The sequence below is a fragment of the Streptomyces sp. NPDC053673 genome (genome assembly GCF_055585225.1).
In genome coordinates, this window is sequence record NZ_JBVJKN010000010.1 from 223860 (window position 1) to 243333 (window position 19474).

A 19474-nucleotide genomic window follows, 5' to 3' on the forward strand; every position below is an offset into this window, starting at 1 on the left:
ACGGCGATGACTCAGAACGCACCCTTCCGAGCCCGCGCCGAGATCGACCTCGCCGCGCTGCGCGCCAACGTCCGCGCACTGCGCGCGCGGGCGCCCCGTGCCGCCGTCATGGCCGTGGTCAAGTCGGACGCGTACGGACACGGGATGGTGCCCTGCGCGAAGGCTGCGCGGGCCGCGGGCGCGACCTGGCTGGGCACCGCCACTCCCGAGGAGGCTCTCGCCCTGCGTGCGGCCGGCATCGGCGGCCGGGTGATGTGCTGGCTGTGGACACCCGGCGGCCCCTGGCGCGAGGCCATCGAGGCCGATCTGGACATGTCGGTGAGCGGGATGTGGGCGCTGCGCGAGGTGACGCGGGCGGCCCGGGAGGCGGGTCGCCCGGCCCGTGTCCAGCTCAAGGCCGACACCGGTCTCGGACGCAACGGCTGCCAGCCCGCCGACTGGGCCGAACTGGTCGCCGCCGCCCGCGCCGCCGAGGAGGCGGGCACCGTCGAGGTCACCGGCCTCTGGTCGCACTTCGCGTGCGCCGACGAGCCCGGCCACCCCTCCATCGCCGCCCAGCTGTCCGTCTTCAAGGATCTGGTGGCGTACGCCGAGAAGGAGGGCATCGAGCCCGAGGTCCGGCACATCGCCAACTCGCCGGCCACGCTGACCCTTCCGGACACGCACTTCGACCTGGTGCGCACGGGGATCGCGGTGTACGGGATCTCGCCCAGCCCGGAGCTGGGCACGCCCGCCGACTTCGGGCTGCGCCCGGTCATGACGCTCAAAGCATCCCTGGCCCTGGTCAAGCAGGTCCCGGCGGGCCACGGCATCAGCTACGGGCACCACTACATCACCCCGGGCGAGAGCACCCTGGGCCTGGTGCCGGTCGGGTACGCGGACGGTGTCCCGCGGCATGCCTCCGGACGCGGCCCCGTGCTGGTCGGCGGCGCGTGGCGGCGGGTGGCCGGCCGGATCGCGATGGACCAGTTCGTGGTCGATCTCGGCCCGGACGGCGGCACGGTACGGGAAGGGGCGGAGGCGGTGCTGTTCGGCCCCGGCGACGGGGGCGAGCCGTCCGCCGAGGACTGGGCGGAGGCGGCGGACACGATCGCGTACGAGATCGTGACACGCATCGGGACACGCGTCCCGCGCGTCTACCTCAACGCGGAATCCGACGAGAGACCGGACGACCAGTAGGAGCGGCACGGTGAGCGAGAGCAGCGCGGGGGACGTGGCGGCGGCGGCTATGTCCGACGCCGCCACGGGCAACTGGCGCCGGGCGGGTTTCGCCGGCGCCGCCATAGGGGTGATCGCCGCCGGTGCGGCGGCGGGCGTCGCGATAGAGCGCATGACGGTCGGCCGTGGCATGCGCCGGAAGGCCCGGCTCGCCCTGGACGCCTCGGGGCCGTACGGGGCGCTGCGCGGCACCCCGGGCAGGGCCGTCGCCGACGACGGCACGGCCCTGTACTACGAGACCGACGAGGTCGACCCGGAGACGGGCCAGGCCGCTCCGCGCAGGCGCCGGCTCTTCGGCCGCAAGGCCCCCGCGCCGGTCACCGTCGTCTTCAGCCATGGGTACTGCCTCAGCCAGGACTCCTGGCACTTCCAGCGGGCGGCCCTGCGCGGTCTGATCCGTACCGTCCACTGGGACCAGCGCAGCCACGGCCGGTCGGGGCGCGGGGCCGCCCAGTCGGGCCCGGATGGTGTGCCGGTCTCCATCGACCAGCTGGGCCGTGACCTCAAGGCGGTCATCGACGCGGCCGCGCCCGAGGGGCCGCTGGTGCTGGTCGGCCATTCGATGGGCGGCATGACGATGATGGCGCTGGCCGCCGTGTTCCCCGAGCTGATCCGGGAGCGGGTGGTGGGCGTCGCGTTCGTCGGCACCTCGGCGGGCAGGCTCGGTGAGGTGAACTACGGCCTGCCGGTGGCGGGGGTGAACGTGGTGCGGCGGGTGCTGCCGGGTGTCCTCAAGGCGCTGGGCTCGCAGGCGGAGCTGGTGGAGCGGGGGCGCCGGGCGACGGCCGATCTCTTCGCGGGCCTGATCAAGCGGTACTCGTTCAGCTCGCGGGACGTGGATCCGGCGGTGGCCAGGTTCGCGGAGCGGATGATCGAGGGGACGCCGATCGATGTGGTCGCCGAGTTCTACCCGGCGTTCGCGGAGCACGACAAGGCGACGGCGCTGGACGTCTTCCAGGAGGTTCCGGTGCTGGTCCTGGCGGGGGACAAGGACCTGGTCACGCCCAGCTCGCACAGCGAGGCGATCGCGGATCTGCTGCCCGACTCGGAGCTGGTGATCGTGCCGGACGGGGGGCATCTGGTGATGCTCGAGCACCCGGAGGTGGTCACGGACCGGCTGGCGGACCTGCTGGTGCGGGTCGGGGCGGTCCCCGCAGCGGCTAACGTTGGCACGTATGGAAGCACCGCACAGCCCGGTGGCTGAGGCCGCCGCCCGTCTGACTCTCACCTCGCCGGACCAGATGCAGGAGCTGGGCCGCCGGCTCGCGAAGCTGCTGCGGCCCGGTGATCTGGTGATGCTCACCGGCGAACTCGGCGCAGGCAAGACGACGCTGACGCGCGGGCTCGGCGAAGGCTTGGGCGTGCGCGGTGCCGTCACCTCCCCGACCTTCGTGATCTCCCGCGTGCACCCGTCGCTGGTGGGCGGCCCCGCGCTGGTGCATGTCGATGCGTACCGGCTCGGCGGCGGGCTCGACGAGATGGAGGACCTCGACCTCGACGTGTCGCTGCCGGAGTCGGTGGTGGTCGTCGAGTGGGGCGACGACAAGGTCGAGGACCTGTCCGAGGACCGGCTGCACGTGGTCATCCACCGCGTCGTGGGCAATACGGACGACGAACGCCGCGAGGTCACCGTGACGGGGCTCGGGGCGCGCTGGGCGGACGCGGGGCTCGCGGGGCTCGCCGCCTGATGGCCTGACGGCCGGATTCGCCGCCTGCCCCCTGAGGGCCGAGGGCTGAGGGCCGGTGGCCGACCGGCCGTTTGTGTACGTTCCGACAAGACGTCGGCAAAATGTTGCGTCTGTTGCTCCAGGCGTGGTCACATGGATACCGAGACAAGGTTAGGTCTACCTAACCACGCCCCCCTGAACCCCAGGAGGCATCCATGTCGGCGTCCGAGCACGAGGCGCAGCCGCGGCCCAAGCCGCAGACACCGTCGCCGTCGGCGTTCTCGATGAGCGATCTGCTGGCGTCATGCGCGGCGGCCACTGCGGTCTCCACTCCGCCGCGTCGGCGCGACACGGGCACGGAGGCCGCCGTCGCCGAGGAGCGTGAAGCGCGCCGCGACGCGGCGTAGCCCGTCCGGGTGAGGACCGGACGCCCCGCAACCCCCGCGCGTCCTGTCCGTGCACGTGAGGCATCGAAGCCTGGGGACGGCCTGGAGGCGGCTCGGAGAACGGCCTAGAGGACGACGACGACCTTCGAGCCGATCGTCGCGAACGCCCACATCGCGTCGCCGTCCACCCGTTTCATCCGCACGCCGCCCGTCTTCTTGTCCGGGTCCGGGCTCTCCAGCGAACCGTTCATGGCGGCGCTGAAGCCGATCGACACGTCGTCGACCTTCGCGAACCGTACGACGTGCTCGATCGGCACCCCGTCCGAACCCTGGATCCTGCCGCTCCGCGACGTCACGACGTACGCGCCCGGAACCGGACTGACGGTGCTCGGCACGACCCTGAAGGTATGCGTGGCCTGCCCGTCCGCATCCACCAGCCAGACCCGGTGCTCACCCAGCGAGTAGACGACCCGGGCGCCCTTGCCGGACTTCTCCGGGACGGCCAGCGGGTCCCTGCGCGGCTTCTTGGCGGCGTCCGAGGGGTGGACGGAGGGGGAGGAGACGGTGGGCTTTCCCAGGTTTCCCGGAACGTTCGCCGAGGCCTGGTAGGCGAGGAAGGCGACCACGGCGATCGCCGCTGTGGTGAGCCCGGCCACCATTCCCGAGCTGCTCCTTGCCACCTTGGCTCCCCTTTCGTACGCCCGTCCGTGGGTGACGGTAGCAGCAGGGGCCGGGGCGGACGGGACGCCGTGCCCTGTCCCGGTGGCCGTAGGCTGTTTGCGTGCTCCTCCTCGCTGTTGATACCGCCACCCCCGCCGTCACCGTCGCCCTGCACGACGGCGACTCGGTCGTCGCCGAGTCGAGCCAGGTCGACGCGCGCCGGCACGGGGAGCTGCTGCTGCCGGCCGTCGACCGGGTGCTCGCCTCGGCGGGGCTGAAACTGGACGCCGTCACGGACCTCGTCGTCGGCGTCGGCCCCGGCCCGTACACGGGACTGCGCGTCGGTCTGGTGACCGCCACGACGTTCGGCTCGGCGCTCGGCGTCCCCGTCCACGGCCTGTGCACGCTCGACGGCCTCGCCTACGCCTCCGGGCTCGACGGGCCTTTCGTGGTGGCGACGGACGCGCGCCGCAAGGAGGTCTACTGGGCGCGGTACGACGGCTTCCGCACCCGGCTGAGCGAGCCGGGCGTCGACCGCCCCGCGGAGATCGCCGAGCAGGTCGCCGGGCTCCCGGCGGTAGGTGCGGGTGCGTTGCTCTACCCCGAGGTCTTCCCGGACGCCCGCGCGCCCGAGCACCAGTCGGCCGCCGCGCTGGCGTCGCTCGCCGCGGAGAAGCTGGCCGCCGGCGCGGAGTTGCTGCCTCCGCGACCGCTGTATCTGCGCCGCCCGGATGCGCAGGTCCCGAAGAACTACAAGGTGGTCACGCCGAAATGACCGCCACGACCGCCGCTGTGCTGCGCGAGATGCGGTGGTGGGACATCGAGCTTGTGCTGCGGCTGGAGCACGAGCTCTTCCCCGAGGACGCCTGGTCGCCCGGGATGTTCTGGTCCGAGCTGGCCCATGCTCGCGGTCCGCGCTCCACCCGCCGCTATGTCGTCGCCGAGGATCCCCGGGACGGCCGGATCGTCGGCTACGCGGGCCTCGCCGCGGCCGGCGGACTCGGCGACGTACAGACCATCGCCGTCGTCCGCGACCACTGGGGCACCGGACTCGGGGCCCGGCTCCTGACCGATCTGCTGCAGCACGCCACCGCCTTCGAATGCGACGAGGTCCTGCTCGAGGTCCGGGTGGACAACACCCGCGCCCAGAAGCTGTACGAACGCTTCGGCTTCGAGCCCATCGGCTTCCGCCGCGGCTACTACCAGCCCGGCAACATCGACGCCCTCGTCATGCGCCTACACGTACAAGGAACCGAGAACCATGGCTGACGAACCTCTCGTACTCGGCATCGAGACGTCCTGCGACGAGACGGGCGTCGGCATCGTCCGCGGGACGAGCCTGCTCGCCGATGCCGTCGCCTCCAGCGTCGACGAGCACGCGCGTTTCGGCGGGGTCGTTCCGGAGGTCGCCTCCCGCGCGCACCTCGAGGCGATGGTGCCCACCATCGAGCGTGCCCTGAAGGACGCGGGCGTCTCCGCCCGCGACCTCGACGGTATCGCGGTCACCGCCGGCCCCGGTCTCGCGGGCGCGCTGCTGGTCGGCGTATCGGCAGCGAAGGCGTACGCGTACGCGCTGGGCAAGCCGCTGTACGGGGTGAACCATCTGGCGTCCCACATCTGCGTGGACCAGCTGGAGCACGGCCCGCTGCCCGAGCCGACGATGGCGCTGCTGGTTTCCGGCGGTCACTCGTCGCTGCTGCTCGCGCCCGACATCACGAATGACGTGCGGCCGATGGGCGCGACGATCGACGACGCGGCGGGTGAGGCGTTCGACAAGATCGCTCGCGTGCTGAACCTGGGCTTCCCCGGCGGCCCGGTCATCGACCGGCTGGCGAAGGAGGGCGACCCGTCGGCGATCGCGTTCCCGCGCGGGCTGAGCGGTTCGCGCGACCCTGCGTACGACTTCTCCTTCTCCGGGCTGAAGACCGCCGTGGCCCGATGGATCGAGGCGAAGCGGAACGCGGGCGAGGACGTGCCCGTACGGGACGTCGCGGCGTCCTTCCAGGAGGCCGTGGTGGATGTACTGACCCGCAAGGCGGTGCGGGCCTGCAAGGACGAGGGCGTCGACCACCTGATGATCGGCGGCGGCGTCGCGGCGAACTCGCGGCTGCGTGCGCTGGCGCAGGAGCGCTGCGAGCGGGCCGGGATCCGGCTGCGGGTGCCGCGGCCGAAGCTGTGCACGGACAACGGCGCGATGGTCGCCGCGCTCGGCGCGGAGATGGTCGCCAGGAACCGGCCGGCCTCGGACTGGGAGCTGTCCGCGGACTCCTCCCTGCCGGTGACCGACCCGCATGTCCCGGGCAGCCACCACCACGATCACGACCATGTGCACGAGATCAGCAAGGACAACCTCTACTCATGAGCGTCGTCACGCTGATGTGGGAGGCGCGGGCGGCCGAGGGGCGGGGCGCCGAGCTGCTGGAGTGGGCGCGGGCGCAGGCCCTCGACGCGGCGCCCCTGCGACGGGAGACGTTCCGGGCGCCCGGGGAGCGGGTCCTGGTGCTGACCTGGTGGGAAGTGCCGGACAGCGACGCCGGGCTGCCCGAACTCCCGGAGCCGGCCGCGGACCTGATCACCCGCCCGGTGCACCGCTGGCGCTTCGAGTCCATCGACTTCGTGTCCTGAGTGAAAAGATTTCCGCGGCCGTGTCGATCGGGCCCCGTCCCGTTCGACGTACAGGGTGAGAGGCGGGGAACAGCAGCCCCGCCGCCCTACCCGAGGAGTCACCATGCCGCGTTTCATGACGCTGATCCGCATCGACGAGCAGAACGCGCCCGCCGAGGGCCCCAGCCCCGAGCTCATGGAGCGCATGGGCGCCCTGCTCGAGGAGGTCACGAAGGCCGGGGTCATGCTGGACACCGCCGGGCTCACCCCGACCTCGGAGGGCACCCGGGTCACCTGGTCCGGCGGGAAGCTGAGCTACACCGACGGGCCGTTCACCGAGAGCAAGGAAGTCATCGGCGGCTACGCCATCGTGCAGGCCAAGGACAAGGCCGAAGCCCTGGAGTGGACCAAGCGCTTCCTGCAGGTCCACGAGGAGTACTGGACCATCACGGCCGAGGTCCGCGAGATCGCCGAGGGCTGAGCGGCCGGGCGGCTGATTGCCGCCGCGCCGTGCGGGTGCTCTGATGGGTGTCCGTGAGCGCACGCAACGCGGACGGGACCGACGGGACCGACGGGGACGTCCGCAACGACAGGACCGACGGGACCGGCACGGTCGACGGGACCGACGGGACCATTGAAACCGTGTTCCGGATCGAGTCCGCGCGGATCATCGCCGCCGTGACCCGGATCGTCCGGGACGTCGGCATCGCCGAGGAACTCGCCCAGGACGCTCTGGTCGCCGCGCTGGAGCAGTGGCCGGAGTCGGGCGTCCCGGACAACCCGGGCGCCTGGCTCATGGCCACCGCCAAGCACCGCGCCATCGATCTCGTACGCCGCCGGGAGACGTACGCCCGCAAGCTCACCGAGATGGGCCGCGACCTGGAGGCGGCGGCAGCGGCGTACGAACCCGACCCCGCCGATCTCGTCTCCGGCCCCGAAGACATCGACGACGACCTGCTGCGTCTCGTCTTCACCGCCTGCCACCCGGTGCTCTCCGCCGAGGCGCGCATCGCGCTCACCCTGCGCCTGCTCGGCGGCCTCACGACCGAGGAGATCGCCCGGGCCTGTCTTGTGGCGGAGCCCACCGTCGCCCAGCGCATCGTCCGCGCGAAACGGACGCTGGCGAAGGCGAGCGTGCCCTTCGAGGTCCCGTACGGCGAGGAGCGCGCCGCCCGGCTCTCCTCGGTGCTCGAAGTCATCTACCTGATCTTCAACGAGGGCTACTCGGCCACCGCGGGCGACGACTGGCTGCGTCCGGGCCTCTGCGAGGACGCCCTGCGTCTCGCCCGCGTCCTCACCGGCCTCATGCCGAAGGAGCCCGAAGTCCACGGCCTGGCCGCGCTCCTGGAGCTCCAGGCGTCCCGCACGGCCGCCCGCACCGGCCCCGACGGCGAGCCCGTCCTGCTCGCCGACCAGAACCGCCGCCGCTGGCACCAGCTCCTGATCCGCCGCGGCTTCGCCGCCCTCGGCCGCGCCAACGCGGTGGGCGACGCCCCCGGGCCGTACGCACTGCAGGCCGCCATCGCCGCGTGCCATGCCCGGGCGGTGACGTACGAGGACACCGACTGGACGACGATCGCCGCCCTGTACGCCCGGCTCGCAGCCGTCGCACCGTCCCCTGTCGTCGAGTTGAACCGCGCGGTCGCCGTCTCGATGGCCGACGGCCCGGCGGCCGGCCTGGCCATCGTGGATCTGCTCGCGGCCGAACCCGCTCTGAAGGACTACCACTTGCTCCCGAGCGTGCGCGGTGACCTGCTGGCCCGCCTCGGCCGAACCTCCGAGGCCCGCGCGGAGTTCGAGCGGGCCGCGTCGCTCACCCGCAACGCCCGGGAGAAGGAGCTGCTGCTCGCGAGGGCCGCGCAGGCGGACGCGTGATCATCACGTGCCGGCAGGGCGATAGCCTCGTACGCATGTCCCGTCGCAACCCCCTCCCGCCGCCTCCGCCTCCCGAGGACATACGCGCCTGGCGCGACCGCGAGGCGCTGCTCGCCGACCGGGCGATGGTGCTGGACCGGCTCACCGGCCGGCTGCTGGGGGTGCCCCAACTGCTGGTCTTTCTGCTGCTGGTGGCGGCGCTTCAGCTCGGCTGGGGGATCGTGGGCGCGGGGCTGGTCGGCCTGAACAGGTTCGATCCCCTGGCCCTCGTCTTCCTGGTGATCTTCGGTGTGCTCGGGCTCGCCGTCGTGGTGCCGCTCGGGTTCGTCGTCGGCTTCGGTGTCCGCCGTGATCTCAGGATCCGTCAACTGCTGGGCGAATGGGCCGCGCTGGACCTCGACCCGGCGCGTGATTCCCGCCACCGCGTACCGGGCCTGAGTCTGCTGTGGTTTCTGGTGTCGTTCCTGCTCGGCGCGGTCGGGCTGTGGATCTCGTTCGCGGCCCCGGCGTCCGCGCGCCCCGGCAGCTGGACGTACGGCCAGGTCGCGTACTTCATGGGTGTGGGCCTCATCCTCTGGGTGATGGGTCTGATCGGCATCACCAAGGCGGTGGCCCACTACCGCTGGGCGGTCCGCCTCACCTCGGCGGTCCGCCCGGCGCACACGCCCGGCGGCGTGCACCGCTGAGCCGGTGTCAGACCGCCGAGCGGGTCTCAGACCGCTGCGGGAGCGCCGATCAGCATGGTCGGGGCCCCGGCGACGCGGGTGAGGAAGACCGTCGCCGCGTTGGGCCCGCTCGGCTTCACCTTGCGGCGCAGCTCCTCCGGTTCCACGGCCGAGCCGCGCTTCTTCACCGTCAGGGTGCCGACCTCGCGCTCGCGCAGCAGGGCCTTCAGCTTCTTCAGGTTGAAGGGGAGTTCGTCGGTGATCTCGTACGCGGTCGCATACGGGGTCGGCCGCAGCTCGTCCGCCGTGATGTACGCGATCGTCTCGTCGATCAGGCCGCCGTCGAGGTCCTCGGCGACCTCGGCGACGAGATGCGCGCGGATGACGGCGCCGTCGGGCTCGTACAGGAAGCGGCCGACCTTGCGGACCTGCGGGTTGGGCAGGCCGCGGCCGGTCAGGGTCGCGCCGGAGGGAAGGAGGGTGGCGCGGCGGGTGCCGGGGACGATGACCTCGGTGCGGCCCTCGTCGTGCCAGAGCACGGCTTCCTTCACATCGCCGCCGTCCGAGATCCACTCCACCTCGAAGTCGTGGGGGACCAGCTCGTGCGGGATGCCGGGCGCGATCTTGATGGCGCCGGTGCCGACCTGCCGTACCGCGTCGACCGCCCAGGACAGCGGCGGCGAGTACGCCTCCGGGTCGAAGATCCGGCCCCGGCCGCCGCGCCGCGCCGGATCGATGAAGAGCGACTCGGTGCCACTGAGGTCGTAGTCCATGACGTCCGCGCAGGTGACCGTCATCAGCGGCGTGCCCTCCATCACCGTGTGGACATTGACCAGGGCGGTCTCGGCGGTCACCGGGTCCCGGTCGACGGCCTGCACGACGAAGCCCGCACGGGCGAGGGCGATCGCGTCGCCGCCGATGCCGCAGCACAGATCCGTGACGTCGACCGGGCCGATGTCCCGGAACCGCCGGGCGCGGTACTCGGCGACGGACCTGCGCGTGGCCTGCTCGATCCCGTGCGGCGTGAAGTACATCCGGTACGCGTCCTCCGCGCCGAACTTCGCCGCCGCACGCTGCCGTAGCCGCGCCTGCGTGAGCGCCGCGGAGACCAGCTCGGCAGGGTGCTCGCGGCGCAGCCGGGTGGCGAGGGCCAGCTCCTCTCCGGGGGCGTGGTCGCGCAGCGCGGCGAGCAGGGCCTGACCCTCGTCGCTGAGCAGCGGCGAGAGGAGCGGGAAGCAGTCGTCGGTCACCTGGCCATTGTCGGCCAGCCGGGGGACGCTGCGCGCAGGGCGGCGGTGTCGGGGCCTTGCGGGGGAGCGGCGCTGAGAGGATGCGGCGCCATGCAGCAAGTAAGACAAAAAGGAAAAATGCAAAGAAGATGGCGGGCTCACGCGGCGCTCTCGATGTCGCTCCTCGTCGCGCTCGGCTCGGGCTGTGCCGCGGAGCCCTCGGACGGTGGTGAAGGCGGCGGGACGTCGCGGCCCGCCGCCGGGCCCGCCGCTCACGACCGGCAGCAGGACCAGGGGCAGGGTCAGGAACGGAAGCACGATCAGGATCGGCCCCGGAAGCAGGATCAGGAGGGGAAGCGGGCCCCGCAGCAGGCCCGGAAGCAGGCCCGGAAGCAGAACCGGCCCGCGATTCCGCAGGCGGGTCCGCAAGGGGGCCCTGCCGCAGCGCTCTCCGCGTACGCGCGACGTATGAAGAAGGCACAGGCGGCCCGCGCCGCGGCAGCCAAGCGCTGGGGACTGAAGGAGACACCGCTGGCCGCCCCTCCGCCGCCCGCCAAGAAGCCGAGGATCACCACACGCAACGGATTCGAGGTCGACGACCACGACGGACTGCCGCCCGTCTTCACGACCGTGCCGACCAAGCGGAAGGTCGTCTTCCTGACGATCGACGACGGTGCGGAGAAGGACCCCGAGCTGCTGGAGATGATGAGCGAGCTGAAGATCCCCTACAGCGCGTTCCTCACCGACTACGTCGTACGTGACAACTATGGCTACTTCGAGAAGATGCAGGACAGCGGCGTCGCCCTGCACAACCACACCCTCAACCACCGCTACCTGCCGGGGCTCTCGTACGCGAAGCAGAAGAAGGAGATCTGCGGGCAGCAGGCGATCCTCGAAGAGCGGTACGGAAAGCGGCCCCGGCTGTTCCGCCCGCCGTACGGCAACTACAACGAGGACACCCTGCGGGCGGCGAAGAAGTGCGGGATCAAGGCCGTGCCGCTATGGGCGGCGGAGGCGTTCCCGGATCACATGGAGTGGCGGGAATGGGACCGGGACCTCCATCCCGGCGACATCATCCTCACGCACTTCCGCGGCAAGGATGTCTGGAACGGATCCATGGCCGACTTGGTCCGCAACGTCATGAAGGTCGTCACCGCGAAGGGATACGCGGTGGCGCGGCTGGAGGACTACGTGTGAGGTGCGCGCACCGGCCACCGGCCGTCCTGGTGGCGGCCGGTGTCCCGGGCGTCTCTCGTGCACCCGGGTCGGTCGCCGTCGCGGCCGTGACAACGGCGGACCACGGTATTGAGCCGCGCGGCGGGCGTGGCGGGCCCGGATCGAGGGGCATGTCCGTAGGGTCGTCACGGAACGCGGCGGCGCATCCGCGCGTTGTCCGTATCGAGTTCGAGATCGAGTTCGAGTTCGAGCTCCAGATCAAGATCGAAGTTGAGTTCGAGATCGAGCTCCAGATCGAACCGTCCGCCGTGGTCCCACGGGCGCGCCGCGCAGTGAATTGGCACTCCGCTTGACCGAGTGCTAATCGCAGTCATAGTCTCGGCTCTGGCACTCCCCACCGGAGAGTGCCAACACAGCGACGGGCAGGTCCGGCACCCGCGACGACGGATCCACCTGGTCGCCACCTCAGACAGTCAAACCCCGTGAGATCTCCGAAGGGGGAGGTCGGATCGTGACGACCACCAGCTCCAAGGTTGCCATCAAGCCGCTCGAGGACCGCATTGTGGTCCAGCCGCTCGACGCCGAGCAGACCACGGCCTCTGGCCTGGTCATCCCGGACACCGCCAAGGAGAAGCCCCAGGAGGGCGTCGTCCTGGCCGTGGGCCCGGGCCGCTTCGAGAACGGCGAGCGCCTGCCGCTCGACGTCAAGACCGGCGATGTCGTGCTCTACAGCAAGTACGGCGGCACCGAGGTGAAGTACAACGGCGAGGAGTACCTCGTCCTCTCGGCCCGCGACGTGCTCGCGATCGTCGAGAAGTAGGTCGGACCTCCGGGGTTCGCCCCCGGAAGACTCCGTACCAGGCAGTTTTGCTTGAGCCGCGCCCCTGGCCCCCGCGTCGTAAGAAGCCGGGTGGCCCGGGGCGTGGTTCGTTTTGAGAGGACTTGAGAAGCTCCATGGCGAAGATCCTGAAGTTCGACGAGGACGCCCGTCGCGCCCTCGAGCGCGGCGTCAACAAGCTTGCCGACACGGTCAAGGTGACGATCGGCCCCAAGGGCCGCAACGTCGTGATCGACAAGAAGTTCGGTGCCCCCACCATCACCAACGACGGTGTCACGATCGCCCGTGAGGTCGAGATCGAGGACCCGTACGAGAACCTCGGCGCCCAGCTGGTGAAGGAGGTGGCGACCAAGACCAACGACATCGCTGGTGACGGCACCACCACCGCCACCGTGCTCGCCCAGGCCCTGGTCCGCGAGGGTCTGCGCAACGTCGCCGCCGGTGCCTCCCCGGCCGCCCTGAAGAAGGGCATCGACGCCGCGGTAAAGGCCGTCTCCGACGAGCTGATCGCCACCGCGCGTCCGATCGAGGAGAAGTCCGACATCGCCGCCGTCGCCGCGCTGTCCGCCCAGGACCAGCAGGTCGGCGAGCTCATCGCCGAGGCGATGGACAAGGTCGGCAAGGACGGTGTCATCACCGTCGAGGAGTCCAACACCTTCGGTCTGGAGCTGGAGTTCACCGAGGGCATGGCCTTCGACAAGGGCTACCTCTCCCCGTACATGGTGTCCGACCAGGAGCGTATGGAGGCCGTCCTCGACGACCCGTACATCCTGATCAACCAGGGCAAGATCTCCTCGATCCAGGACCTGCTGCCGCTGCTGGAGAAGGTCATCCAGGCGGGTGGCTCCAAGCCGCTGCTGATCATCGCCGAGGACGTCGAGGGCGAGGCGCTCTCCACCCTCGTCGTCAACAAGATCCGCGGCACCTTCAACGCGGTCGCGGTCAAGGCCCCCGGCTTCGGTGACCGCCGCAAGGCGATGCTGCAGGACATGGCCACCCTCACCGGTGCCACCGTCATCGCCGAGGAGGTCGGCCTCAAGCTCGACCAGGCCGGTCTGGACGTGCTGGGCACCGCCCGCCGCGTCACCGTCACCAAGGACGACACGACGATCGTCGACGGCGGCGGCAACTCCGAGGATGTCCTCGGCCGCGTCAACCAGATCAAGGCCGAGATCGAGACCACGGACTCCGACTGGGACCGCGAGAAGCTCCAGGAGCGCCTCGCGAAGCTGGCCGGCGGCGTGTGCGTGATCAAGGTCGGCGCCGCCACCGAGGTGGAGCTGAAGGAGAAGAAGCACCGTCTGGAGGACGCCATCTCCGCGACCCGCGCCGCGGTCGAGGAGGGCATCGTCTCCGGTGGTGGCTCCGCGCTCGTCCACGCCGTGAAGGTGCTGGAGGGCAACCTCGGCAAGGAGGGCGACGAGGCCACCGGTGTCGCGGTCGTCCGCCGCGCCGCCGTCGAGCCGCTGCGCTGGATCGCAGAGAACGCCGGCCTCGAGGGCTACGTCATCACCGCCAAGGTGGCGGAGCTGGAGAAGGGCAACGGCTTCAACGCCGCGACCGGCGAGTACGGCGACCTGGTGAAGGCCGGCGTCATCGACCCGGTCAAGGTCACGCGCTCCGCGCTGGAGAACGCCGCGTCGATCGCCTCCCTGCTGCTCACCACCGAGACCCTCGTGGTGGAGAAGAAGGAAGAGGAGCTGGCGGAGGCGGGCCACGGCCACGGCCACGGTCACTCCCACTGAGTCACCGAGCCCACTGACCCGTTCAGGGCTTGAGAAGGCCCCCGTTCCCGGAGAGGGAACGGGGGCCTTCTCCGTGATGTGCCGCCGCTGATGTGCCGCTGATGTGCCGTGGCCAGGTGTCCGCCGCGGCTGCATGTCCGGCGCCGCTGCCTCGCCGGCGCCGCCCCCAGGTCCGATGCTGCTACATGTCCAGTGCGCCGATCTGTCCCATCAGCCCGAGCCGGTCGTACTGCCACCAGCCCTCGCAGATCATGCCCTCGCGGAGCAGGTGGGTCGTCGTACCGGTCATGGACACCTGCTTGCCGGTGGCCGGTATCCCCAGGAACTCGCCCTTGTGCGTGCCGTTCCAGGTCCAGCGCGTGCACACCCGGTCGCCCTCGGCGATCTGGTCCTCGATGGTGAAGGTGAAGTCGAAGCCGTCCCGCCACATCCCGATCTCGCGGCGGAGTGCATCGAGACCGATCAGGTCCTGCGCGTTGGACGGGTCGTGGTCGCGGTAGTCCCTGGTGAGCAGCCTGTCGAGGGCCGCGGGGTCACCGGCGAGCGCGTCGGTGAAGAACTTGCCGCAGGTGTCCTTGTTCAGCTGCTCGTCGCGGATGACGTCCAGGTCGGTGAAGGTCGGCAAGCCGTCGCAGAGAGCCACCATCTCCTGGAAGATCCGGTCCGTCTCGGGCAGGTTCGAGTTCCTCATCGCATCCTCGTACGAGGGGAACTCGACGATCTCTATGACGTGCGTCGCGTCGGAGCGGTCCGTGGCGACGAGATTGTGGGTGGCGGTGCGCTTGCCCTTGGTCTGTTCGACCCAGGTGTCCATGAGCCGGTTGAGCTCGTCGACACGATCCGTCTTGCAATCGATCAATTGTACGAATGTCATGGCGTCTCCCGGGCGGGTGGGTCGCTGGGCCGGATACACCTATTTTAGTGAGAATGAGCTAATTGTCTGCTTGCTGAGAACGGGGTAATTGTCCGTCTAGGCAGACCGGTTCAACGCCGCCGGAACGACCTGGCCGGCAAAGGGCCGGCCCAGCGCGTACCGCTCCACCTCGTCCAGCGCCAGATCGGCCATCCGGTGCAGCTCACGGCCGAGCGAGCCCGCGACATGCGGGGTCAGCAGGACGTTCGGCAGCTCGTACAGCGGGGAGTTCGCGGGCGGCACCTCGGGCTCGGTGACATCCAGTACGGCGTCGAGGCGACCGGAGACAAGCTCCGGGAGCAGGGCGTCCGTGTCCACCAGCGAGCCGCGCGCGGTGTTGATCAGGGTCGCTCCGTCCGGCATCAGCGCCAGCTGGCGGGCGCCGATCATCCGGCGGGTGGCCGGGACCTCGGGGGCGTGGACGGTGACGATGTCGCTGCGCGAGCAGAGCACGTCCAGCGGCACCGCCTCGGCCCCGAGCAGTGCCGCCTCGGCGGCGTCCGCGTACGGGTCGTACAGCAGGACCCGCAGATCGAACGGGCGGAGCAGCTCGATGACACGGCGGCCGATCCGGGACGCGCCGACGACGCCGACCGTACGGCCGAAGTTGCCGGCTCCGTCGAGCTCGTGGCGCCAGTCGTGCTGGGCGCGCAGCTCGCGGTAGCGGCGGCGGCTGTGCAGGACCCGCTTGTTGGCGAAGAGGATCGCGGCGAGCGTGTACTCGGCGACGGGCAGCGCGTTGGCCGCGGCGGCGGAGGTGACGGCGATGCCGCGGTCCCAGCAGGCCTGGGTGATGTGGTGCTTGACGGAGCCCGCGGCGTGCACGACGGCACGCAGGCGCGGGGCGGCGTCCAGGACGCGCTCGTCGAGCGGGGTCGCTCCCCAGCAGGTCAGCAGCAGTTCGGCCTCGGCGAGTGCGGCCGCGACGGCGGGGGAGGGCGTGGTCAGGTCATGGGCGACGAGGTGGGGGTCGGTGTGCGCCAGTGCGGCGAGGCGGGCGCGATGGGCATCGGTGAGCAGGCGGTCGGCGATGCCGGGACCCATCGCGAGCAGCAGGGACGGCCCACTGCCCGTGGAATTGTCAGTGGCGTGGTGCATGGTGGAAGTCGGACTCCTCGTTGGTCACTTGAGGTCAACGGGCGGGCTGCTCGGCGAGTCACGTCCGCGCGTCTGCGGTCACTTGACGCTGCCGGCGGTCAGGCCCGCCTTCCGGTGACGCTGCAGGGAGACGAACGCGACGATGAGGGGGACGACGGCGAGCAGGGAGCCGGTGACGACGAGGGGGTAGAACTTCGGCTCGCTGTGCGTGTTGGTGTTTCAGGTGTACAGGCCGAGGCTCAGCGGGAAGAGCTCGGGGCCGGAGAGCATCACTGCCGGCACGGCGTGCGGCAGGAACAGCGCGAGCTGGAAGAAGCGGCGGGCGCGGGCGAGGGCGGAGTCGAGCAGCAGCGCGAGGGCCAGGGCCCCGCCGAGCAGCAGCGGAATGTAGAGGAGGCAGTACCCGACGAGCACGAGGAACCCGTCCCGGAACGCCGGCTCGCCGAGCGCGGCGGCGTAGTTGTCGATCCCGCTGAACACGGTCTCGGCGCCGCCGAACCCCAGGCCCGTCCTGCACGCCCATCTCGCCGGCGACAAGGACCTTCTCGACCGCTACGGCCCCCGGCTGCGCGCCCATCTCGACGGCTATGTCCGCCTGTTCGGCGCCGACGGATCACCGATGCCGTACGGCCGTTCGCTCACGTATCGCTTCGCCGCCGCGGCCGCGCCCTGGCTCGGCGCGCTCACCGGCCACACCCCGCTCACCCCCGGCGCCACCCGCCGCCTCGCCTCCGGCACCCTGCGCCACTTCCTCGGCCGGGGCGCCACCGACGCCGAAGGACTGCTCACGCTGGGCTGGCACGGTCCGTACGAACCCGTCCTCCAGACCAACTCGGGGCCGGCCTCCCCCTACTGGGCCTCGAAGGGCTTCCTCGGCCTGCTCATCCCGGCCGGCGATCCGGCCTGGACGGATCGCGAGGAGCCGCTGCCCGCCGAGACGGCGGACGCCGTCACCGCACTCGACCCACCGTGCCTGCTCATCCAGGCCACCGCCGCCGACGGTCTCGTACGCCTCCACAACCACGGCACCCACCACCTCGGCGGCGAGGACGACGACCCCGGCTACTCCCGCTTCGCGTACTCCACCCGGACCGGCCCCAGCGCCGGTCCCGGCGCCGACGACAGGAGCGGCGACCGGACCGCCGACAATCACTTCGCCCTCGTCATCGACGGCAGAGCCACCGCGCGGGGCCCCGTGGTCCCGCAGGGCTCCGGCCCGGGCTGGGCCGCCTCGGCCCATGCCCCGTCGCCCGGCATCCGGGTTCACTCACTGACGCTCGCCCACGGCCGGGCCGAGGTCCGCGCCCATCTCGTCACCGGGGCGCCCGACGGCACCCCCGTACGCCAGACCGGCTGGGCCACCACCCCTGAAGGCCCTACCGCCCAACTCCAGCCGGTGCACGGCTACACGGTGCGCACCGCGTACGACACCGGCTCCACCCTCCAGGGCCCCCGCACCCGTACCGCCGCTCTGCACGGCACGACCGGCGGCGGACCCGCCACCCTCTTCGTCGCCCTCGCCTCGCTCACCGCCGAGCCCGCCCCGGCACCCGTCACCGCGCTCGCGGACGTCGGGATCGACGGACACACCCTCACCGTCACCTGGCAGGACGGAACTACTTCGGTCCGTACTTGCGGCCCGCCCTGGAGCTGACCCCGCCCAGCAGCCCGCGCGGCGCCAGCTTCACCACACCCATGAGCGCCTTGTAGCGCGGGTCAGGGATGGACAGCGACTTCCCGCGCGCGAGGTCGGCAAGCGCCGCCGACACCAGCTTGTCGGCGTCCAGCCACATCCAGCCGGGGATGTTGTCCGTTCCCATTCCGGCCCGCTCATGGAACTCGGTCCGTACGAAACCGGGGCACAGGGCCATCAGCCGCACGCCCGTTCCGGCCAGATCGCGGGCCGCGCCCTGCGTGAACTGCACGACCCAGGCCTTGGACGCGCCGTACGTCCCGCGCGGCACGAACGCCGCCACCGACGCGACGTTCACCACCCCGCCCCGGCCGCGGTCGCGCATCGGCCCCGCCGCCGCGGCCGTCAGCCGCAGCACCGCCTCGCAGTGCACCTTCAGCATCCGCAGCTCATCGGCCATGGACACCTCCAGGAACCGGCCCTTGTTGCCGAACCCGGCGTTGTTCACCAGCAGGTCCACCGGACGCTTGCGGTCCGCCAGCCGCGCCTCGACCGCGGTGATCCCGTCCTCCTCGGCCAGATCCGCGGTCAGCACCTCCGCCTCGATGCCGTGCCGGTCGTGGAGCTCGGTGGCCTGCTCCTGGAGCCGCTTGGTGTCGCGCGCCACCAGGACCAGATCATGTCCGTCGGAGGCGAGCCGCCGCGCGAAGGCGGCGCCGATGCCCGCGGTCGCGCCGGTAATCAGTGCTGTCGTCATGGGCGGCACGTTAGTGCCCCGTGCGCGTGTGCGGCGTACCAGGCTTGCCCGCCCGCCATGCTTCTCGGTCACCTTGACCCACATGCCTGGCACACCGTCAGACCTGGGTGTTTTGGCATCTCTTTGCCCGGATCGGACGAACCGGCCCATCGGCCCTTGTGTCTCGCTCACCGCGGCCGGGAGGCCGGACCGGTCGTGCGGAGGACGCCCGGAGGAACGGTGGTGCGCGGTCAGCCGCCGTACTTGGCGGTGTACGACCGCGCCACCTCCAGCAGCGCGGACTCCATCCACTCGGCCGCGACCAGGGTGCGCGGCAGCAGCTCCCGCTCGAGCGTGGCCGCGCGGAACAGCAGCGCGACCGTGATGTCGTGGTCGGGCCGGTGCACGATCTCGACCGGGTCGTCCGCCTGGAAAGTGCCCGGCTCGATCACCCGCAGCAGCGCCCCTGGCGCTCCCGCCCGGGTGAACCGCTTCACCCAGTCCTTCTCACCGACGTGCCCCTGGAACGTCCTGCAGGGAACGCGGCCGCCGGTCACCTCGAGCACCACCCCGGAGCCGACGCGCCAGCGCTCACCGATGAGGGCCCCGTTCACATCGAGGCCGAGGGTCGTGAGGTTCTCGCCGAACGCGCCGTCGGCCAGCGGGCGCCCCAACTCCCGCTCCCAGTCATCGAGGTCCTCGCGCGCGAAGGCCATGACGGCACGGTCGTTCCCTCCGTGGAAACGCAGGTCGGCGACGGTGTCCCCGTCCACTCCGCCGCCGCCGGTCCCCGGCGGGCCGGGCGCGAAGACCCGTACGGGCCCGTCGACCGGGCGCTTGTCCACACCAGTGATCCCGCCCGGTGCGCTGGTGTACTCGACGGACTTCGGCCGGCCCACGTTCACGGAGAGAATCTTCATGCGCACGACACTAGGCCCTGTCGTTCGGATCTTGCCGGGCTCGCGTGCCCTGGCACGCACTCCCCCAGAGCTTCGCCTGGGGGGACCCCCAGCTGCGTTGTCGTCAGTCGC

The 19474-nt window shown here is 71.2% G+C and carries 21 protein-coding genes and 2 pseudogenes; 15 read left to right on the forward strand and 8 right to left on the reverse strand.

The features are described from left to right. The first annotated feature begins 6 nt into the window (after positions 1–6). The 4 genes from alr to ACZ6ZQ_RS17650 all read left to right on the forward strand — a co-directional run bounded on the left by alr (position 7) and on the right by ACZ6ZQ_RS17650 (position 3292). Positions 7–1179 (forward strand): alanine racemase, encoded by a 1173-nt coding sequence (gene alr / locus ACZ6ZQ_RS17635; protein ID WP_469769396.1) that lies wholly within the window; start codon positions 7–9, stop codon positions 1177–1179. Between the two features lie 10 nt (positions 1180–1189). Beyond that, on the forward strand, positions 1190–2422 hold the full coding sequence (locus tag ACZ6ZQ_RS17640) for an alpha/beta fold hydrolase (protein ID WP_469769397.1): 1233 nt from the start codon (positions 1190–1192) through the stop codon (positions 2420–2422). After that, positions 2394–2906: a tRNA (adenosine(37)-N6)-threonylcarbamoyltransferase complex ATPase subunit type 1 TsaE gene (gene tsaE, locus ACZ6ZQ_RS17645; RefSeq protein ID WP_469769398.1), complete on the forward strand. Its 513-nt coding sequence runs from the start codon at positions 2394–2396 to the stop codon at positions 2904–2906. The genes ACZ6ZQ_RS17640 and tsaE overlap by 29 nt, the downstream gene beginning before the upstream one ends. A 194-nt stretch (positions 2907–3100) precedes the next feature. Then, positions 3101–3292: a hypothetical protein gene (locus ACZ6ZQ_RS17650; RefSeq protein ID WP_469769399.1), complete on the forward strand. Its 192-nt coding sequence runs from the start codon at positions 3101–3103 to the stop codon at positions 3290–3292. A gap of 104 nt (positions 3293–3396) precedes the next feature. Here ACZ6ZQ_RS17650 and ACZ6ZQ_RS17655 read toward each other — a convergent pair whose 3' ends face one another. Then, positions 3397–3927 carry a hypothetical protein gene (locus tag ACZ6ZQ_RS17655; RefSeq protein ID WP_469769426.1) on the reverse strand — a complete coding sequence of 177 codons (531 nt, stop codon included), beginning with the start codon at positions 3925–3927 and terminating at the stop codon, positions 3397–3399. 125 nt (positions 3928–4052) lie between these two features. On the opposite strand from ACZ6ZQ_RS17655, the gene tsaB reads away from it, so the two are divergent. The 7 genes from tsaB to ACZ6ZQ_RS17690 all read left to right on the forward strand — a co-directional run bounded on the left by tsaB (position 4053) and on the right by ACZ6ZQ_RS17690 (position 9096). Next, complete coding sequence (tsaB, locus tag ACZ6ZQ_RS17660; RefSeq protein WP_469769400.1) at positions 4053–4706, forward strand: tRNA (adenosine(37)-N6)-threonylcarbamoyltransferase complex dimerization subunit type 1 TsaB; 654 nt, start codon at positions 4053–4055, stop codon at positions 4704–4706. Then, the gene (gene rimI, locus ACZ6ZQ_RS17665; protein WP_469769401.1) at positions 4703–5200 is read left to right on the forward strand and encodes a ribosomal protein S18-alanine N-acetyltransferase; all 498 of its coding nucleotides are present in this window, start codon (positions 4703–4705) and stop codon (positions 5198–5200) included. The genes tsaB and rimI overlap by 4 nt, the downstream gene beginning before the upstream one ends. Next, positions 5193–6293: a tRNA (adenosine(37)-N6)-threonylcarbamoyltransferase complex transferase subunit TsaD gene (gene tsaD, locus ACZ6ZQ_RS17670; RefSeq protein ID WP_469769402.1), complete on the forward strand. Its 1101-nt coding sequence runs from the start codon at positions 5193–5195 to the stop codon at positions 6291–6293. The genes rimI and tsaD overlap by 8 nt, the downstream gene beginning before the upstream one ends. Then, complete coding sequence (locus tag ACZ6ZQ_RS17675; protein ID WP_469769403.1) at positions 6290–6556, forward strand: hypothetical protein; 267 nt, start codon at positions 6290–6292, stop codon at positions 6554–6556. The genes tsaD and ACZ6ZQ_RS17675 overlap by 4 nt, the downstream gene beginning before the upstream one ends. A gap of 103 nt (positions 6557–6659) precedes the next feature. Next, positions 6660–7016 (forward strand): YciI family protein, encoded by a 357-nt coding sequence (locus ACZ6ZQ_RS17680; RefSeq protein ID WP_469769404.1) that lies wholly within the window; start codon positions 6660–6662, stop codon positions 7014–7016. A 152-nt stretch (positions 7017–7168) separates the two neighbouring features. Continuing rightward, entirely contained in the window at positions 7169–8410 is a 1242-nt protein-coding gene (locus tag ACZ6ZQ_RS17685; protein ID WP_469769427.1) for an RNA polymerase sigma factor, read from the forward strand. Between the two features lie 35 nt (positions 8411–8445). Then, a complete protein-coding gene (locus ACZ6ZQ_RS17690) occupies positions 8446–9096 on the forward strand; it encodes a hypothetical protein (RefSeq protein WP_469769405.1) in 651 nt (216 codons plus the stop codon). Positions 9097–9122: 26 nt separating this feature from the next. Here the strand turns inward: ACZ6ZQ_RS17690 and ACZ6ZQ_RS17695 are convergent, their stop codons facing one another. Continuing rightward, positions 9123–10325: a THUMP-like domain-containing protein gene (locus tag ACZ6ZQ_RS17695; RefSeq protein ID WP_469769406.1), complete on the reverse strand. Its 1203-nt coding sequence runs from the start codon at positions 10323–10325 to the stop codon at positions 9123–9125. 447 nt (positions 10326–10772) lie between these two features. Between ACZ6ZQ_RS17695 and ACZ6ZQ_RS17700 the strand changes: the two genes are divergently transcribed. Beyond that, the gene (locus ACZ6ZQ_RS17700; RefSeq protein WP_469769407.1) at positions 10773–11501 is read left to right on the forward strand and encodes a polysaccharide deacetylase family protein; all 729 of its coding nucleotides are present in this window, start codon (positions 10773–10775) and stop codon (positions 11499–11501) included. Between the two features lie 164 nt (positions 11502–11665). On the opposite strand, the gene ACZ6ZQ_RS17705 is transcribed toward ACZ6ZQ_RS17700, so the two are convergent. Beyond that, the gene (locus ACZ6ZQ_RS17705; protein ID WP_469769408.1) at positions 11666–11824 is read right to left on the reverse strand and encodes a hypothetical protein; all 159 of its coding nucleotides are present in this window, start codon (positions 11822–11824) and stop codon (positions 11666–11668) included. Positions 11825–11991: 167 nt separating this feature from the next. Here ACZ6ZQ_RS17705 and groES point away from each other — a divergent pair, with 167 nt between their 5' ends. Continuing rightward, positions 11992–12300, forward strand: a complete 309-nt coding sequence (gene groES / locus ACZ6ZQ_RS17710) for a co-chaperone GroES (protein ID WP_015035628.1) — start codon at positions 11992–11994, stop codon at positions 12298–12300. 134 nt (positions 12301–12434) lie between these two features. Next, a complete protein-coding gene (groL, locus tag ACZ6ZQ_RS17715; protein WP_469769409.1) occupies positions 12435–14063 on the forward strand; it encodes a chaperonin GroEL in 1629 nt (542 codons plus the stop codon). Between the two features lie 181 nt (positions 14064–14244). On the opposite strand, the gene ACZ6ZQ_RS17720 is transcribed toward groL, so the two are convergent. The 3 genes and pseudogenes from ACZ6ZQ_RS17720 to ACZ6ZQ_RS17730 form a co-directional block, all read right to left on the reverse strand. Next, the gene (locus ACZ6ZQ_RS17720) at positions 14245–14937 is read right to left on the reverse strand and encodes an ester cyclase (RefSeq protein ID WP_469769410.1); all 693 of its coding nucleotides are present in this window, start codon (positions 14935–14937) and stop codon (positions 14245–14247) included. A 96-nt stretch (positions 14938–15033) separates the two neighbouring features. Continuing rightward, entirely contained in the window at positions 15034–16074 is a 1041-nt protein-coding gene (locus ACZ6ZQ_RS17725; protein WP_469769411.1) for a hydroxyacid dehydrogenase, read from the reverse strand. A 78-nt stretch (positions 16075–16152) separates the two neighbouring features. Further along, a pseudogene (locus ACZ6ZQ_RS17730) lies at positions 16153–16353 on the reverse strand (carbohydrate ABC transporter permease); the annotation flags it as partial. A gap of 226 nt (positions 16354–16579) precedes the next feature. Between ACZ6ZQ_RS17730 and ACZ6ZQ_RS17735 the strand changes: the two are divergent. After that, positions 16580–17728, forward strand: a pseudogene (locus ACZ6ZQ_RS17735) (DUF2264 domain-containing protein); the annotation flags it as partial. Here ACZ6ZQ_RS17735 and ACZ6ZQ_RS17740 read toward each other — a convergent pair. Together ACZ6ZQ_RS17740 and ACZ6ZQ_RS17745 are read right to left on the reverse strand one after the other, a co-directional pair. Next, a complete protein-coding gene (locus ACZ6ZQ_RS17740; RefSeq protein ID WP_469769412.1) occupies positions 17691–18464 on the reverse strand; it encodes an SDR family NAD(P)-dependent oxidoreductase in 774 nt (257 codons plus the stop codon). The pseudogene ACZ6ZQ_RS17735 and the gene ACZ6ZQ_RS17740 sit on opposite strands and share 38 nt — an antisense overlap. Before the next feature lie 230 nt (positions 18465–18694). Further along, entirely contained in the window at positions 18695–19363 is a 669-nt protein-coding gene (locus ACZ6ZQ_RS17745; protein WP_469769413.1) for an MOSC domain-containing protein, read from the reverse strand. Between the last annotated feature and the right edge of the window lie 111 nt (positions 19364–19474).

Coding starts and splice junctions, on each gene's coding strand:
- alr (WP_469769396.1), top strand. CDS start 7: ATGACTCAGAACGCACCCTTCCGAGCCCGCGCCGAGATCGACCTCGCC.
- tsaE (WP_469769398.1), top strand. CDS start 2,394: ATGGAAGCACCGCACAGCCCGGTGGCTGAGGCCGCCGCCCGTCTGACT.
- ACZ6ZQ_RS17650 (WP_469769399.1), top strand. CDS start 3,101: ATGTCGGCGTCCGAGCACGAGGCGCAGCCGCGGCCCAAGCCGCAGACA.
- rimI (WP_469769401.1), top strand. CDS start 4,703: ATGACCGCCACGACCGCCGCTGTGCTGCGCGAGATGCGGTGGTGGGAC.
- tsaD (WP_469769402.1), top strand. CDS start 5,193: ATGGCTGACGAACCTCTCGTACTCGGCATCGAGACGTCCTGCGACGAG.
- ACZ6ZQ_RS17675 (WP_469769403.1), top strand. CDS start 6,290: ATGAGCGTCGTCACGCTGATGTGGGAGGCGCGGGCGGCCGAGGGGCGG.
- ACZ6ZQ_RS17680 (WP_469769404.1), top strand. CDS start 6,660: ATGCCGCGTTTCATGACGCTGATCCGCATCGACGAGCAGAACGCGCCC.
- ACZ6ZQ_RS17690 (WP_469769405.1), top strand. CDS start 8,446: ATGTCCCGTCGCAACCCCCTCCCGCCGCCTCCGCCTCCCGAGGACATA.
- ACZ6ZQ_RS17700 (WP_469769407.1), top strand. CDS start 10,773: ATGAAGAAGGCACAGGCGGCCCGCGCCGCGGCAGCCAAGCGCTGGGGA.
- groL (WP_469769409.1), top strand. CDS start 12,435: ATGGCGAAGATCCTGAAGTTCGACGAGGACGCCCGTCGCGCCCTCGAG.
- ACZ6ZQ_RS17720 (WP_469769410.1), bottom strand. CDS start 14,937: ATGACATTCGTACAATTGATCGATTGCAAGACGGATCGTGTCGACGAG.
- ACZ6ZQ_RS17725 (WP_469769411.1), bottom strand. CDS start 16,074: ATGCACCACGCCACTGACAATTCCACGGGCAGTGGGCCGTCCCTGCTG.
- ACZ6ZQ_RS17740 (WP_469769412.1), bottom strand. CDS start 18,464: ATGACGACAGCACTGATTACCGGCGCGACCGCGGGCATCGGCGCCGCC.
- ACZ6ZQ_RS17745 (WP_469769413.1), bottom strand. CDS start 19,363: ATGAAGATTCTCTCCGTGAACGTGGGCCGGCCGAAGTCCGTCGAGTAC.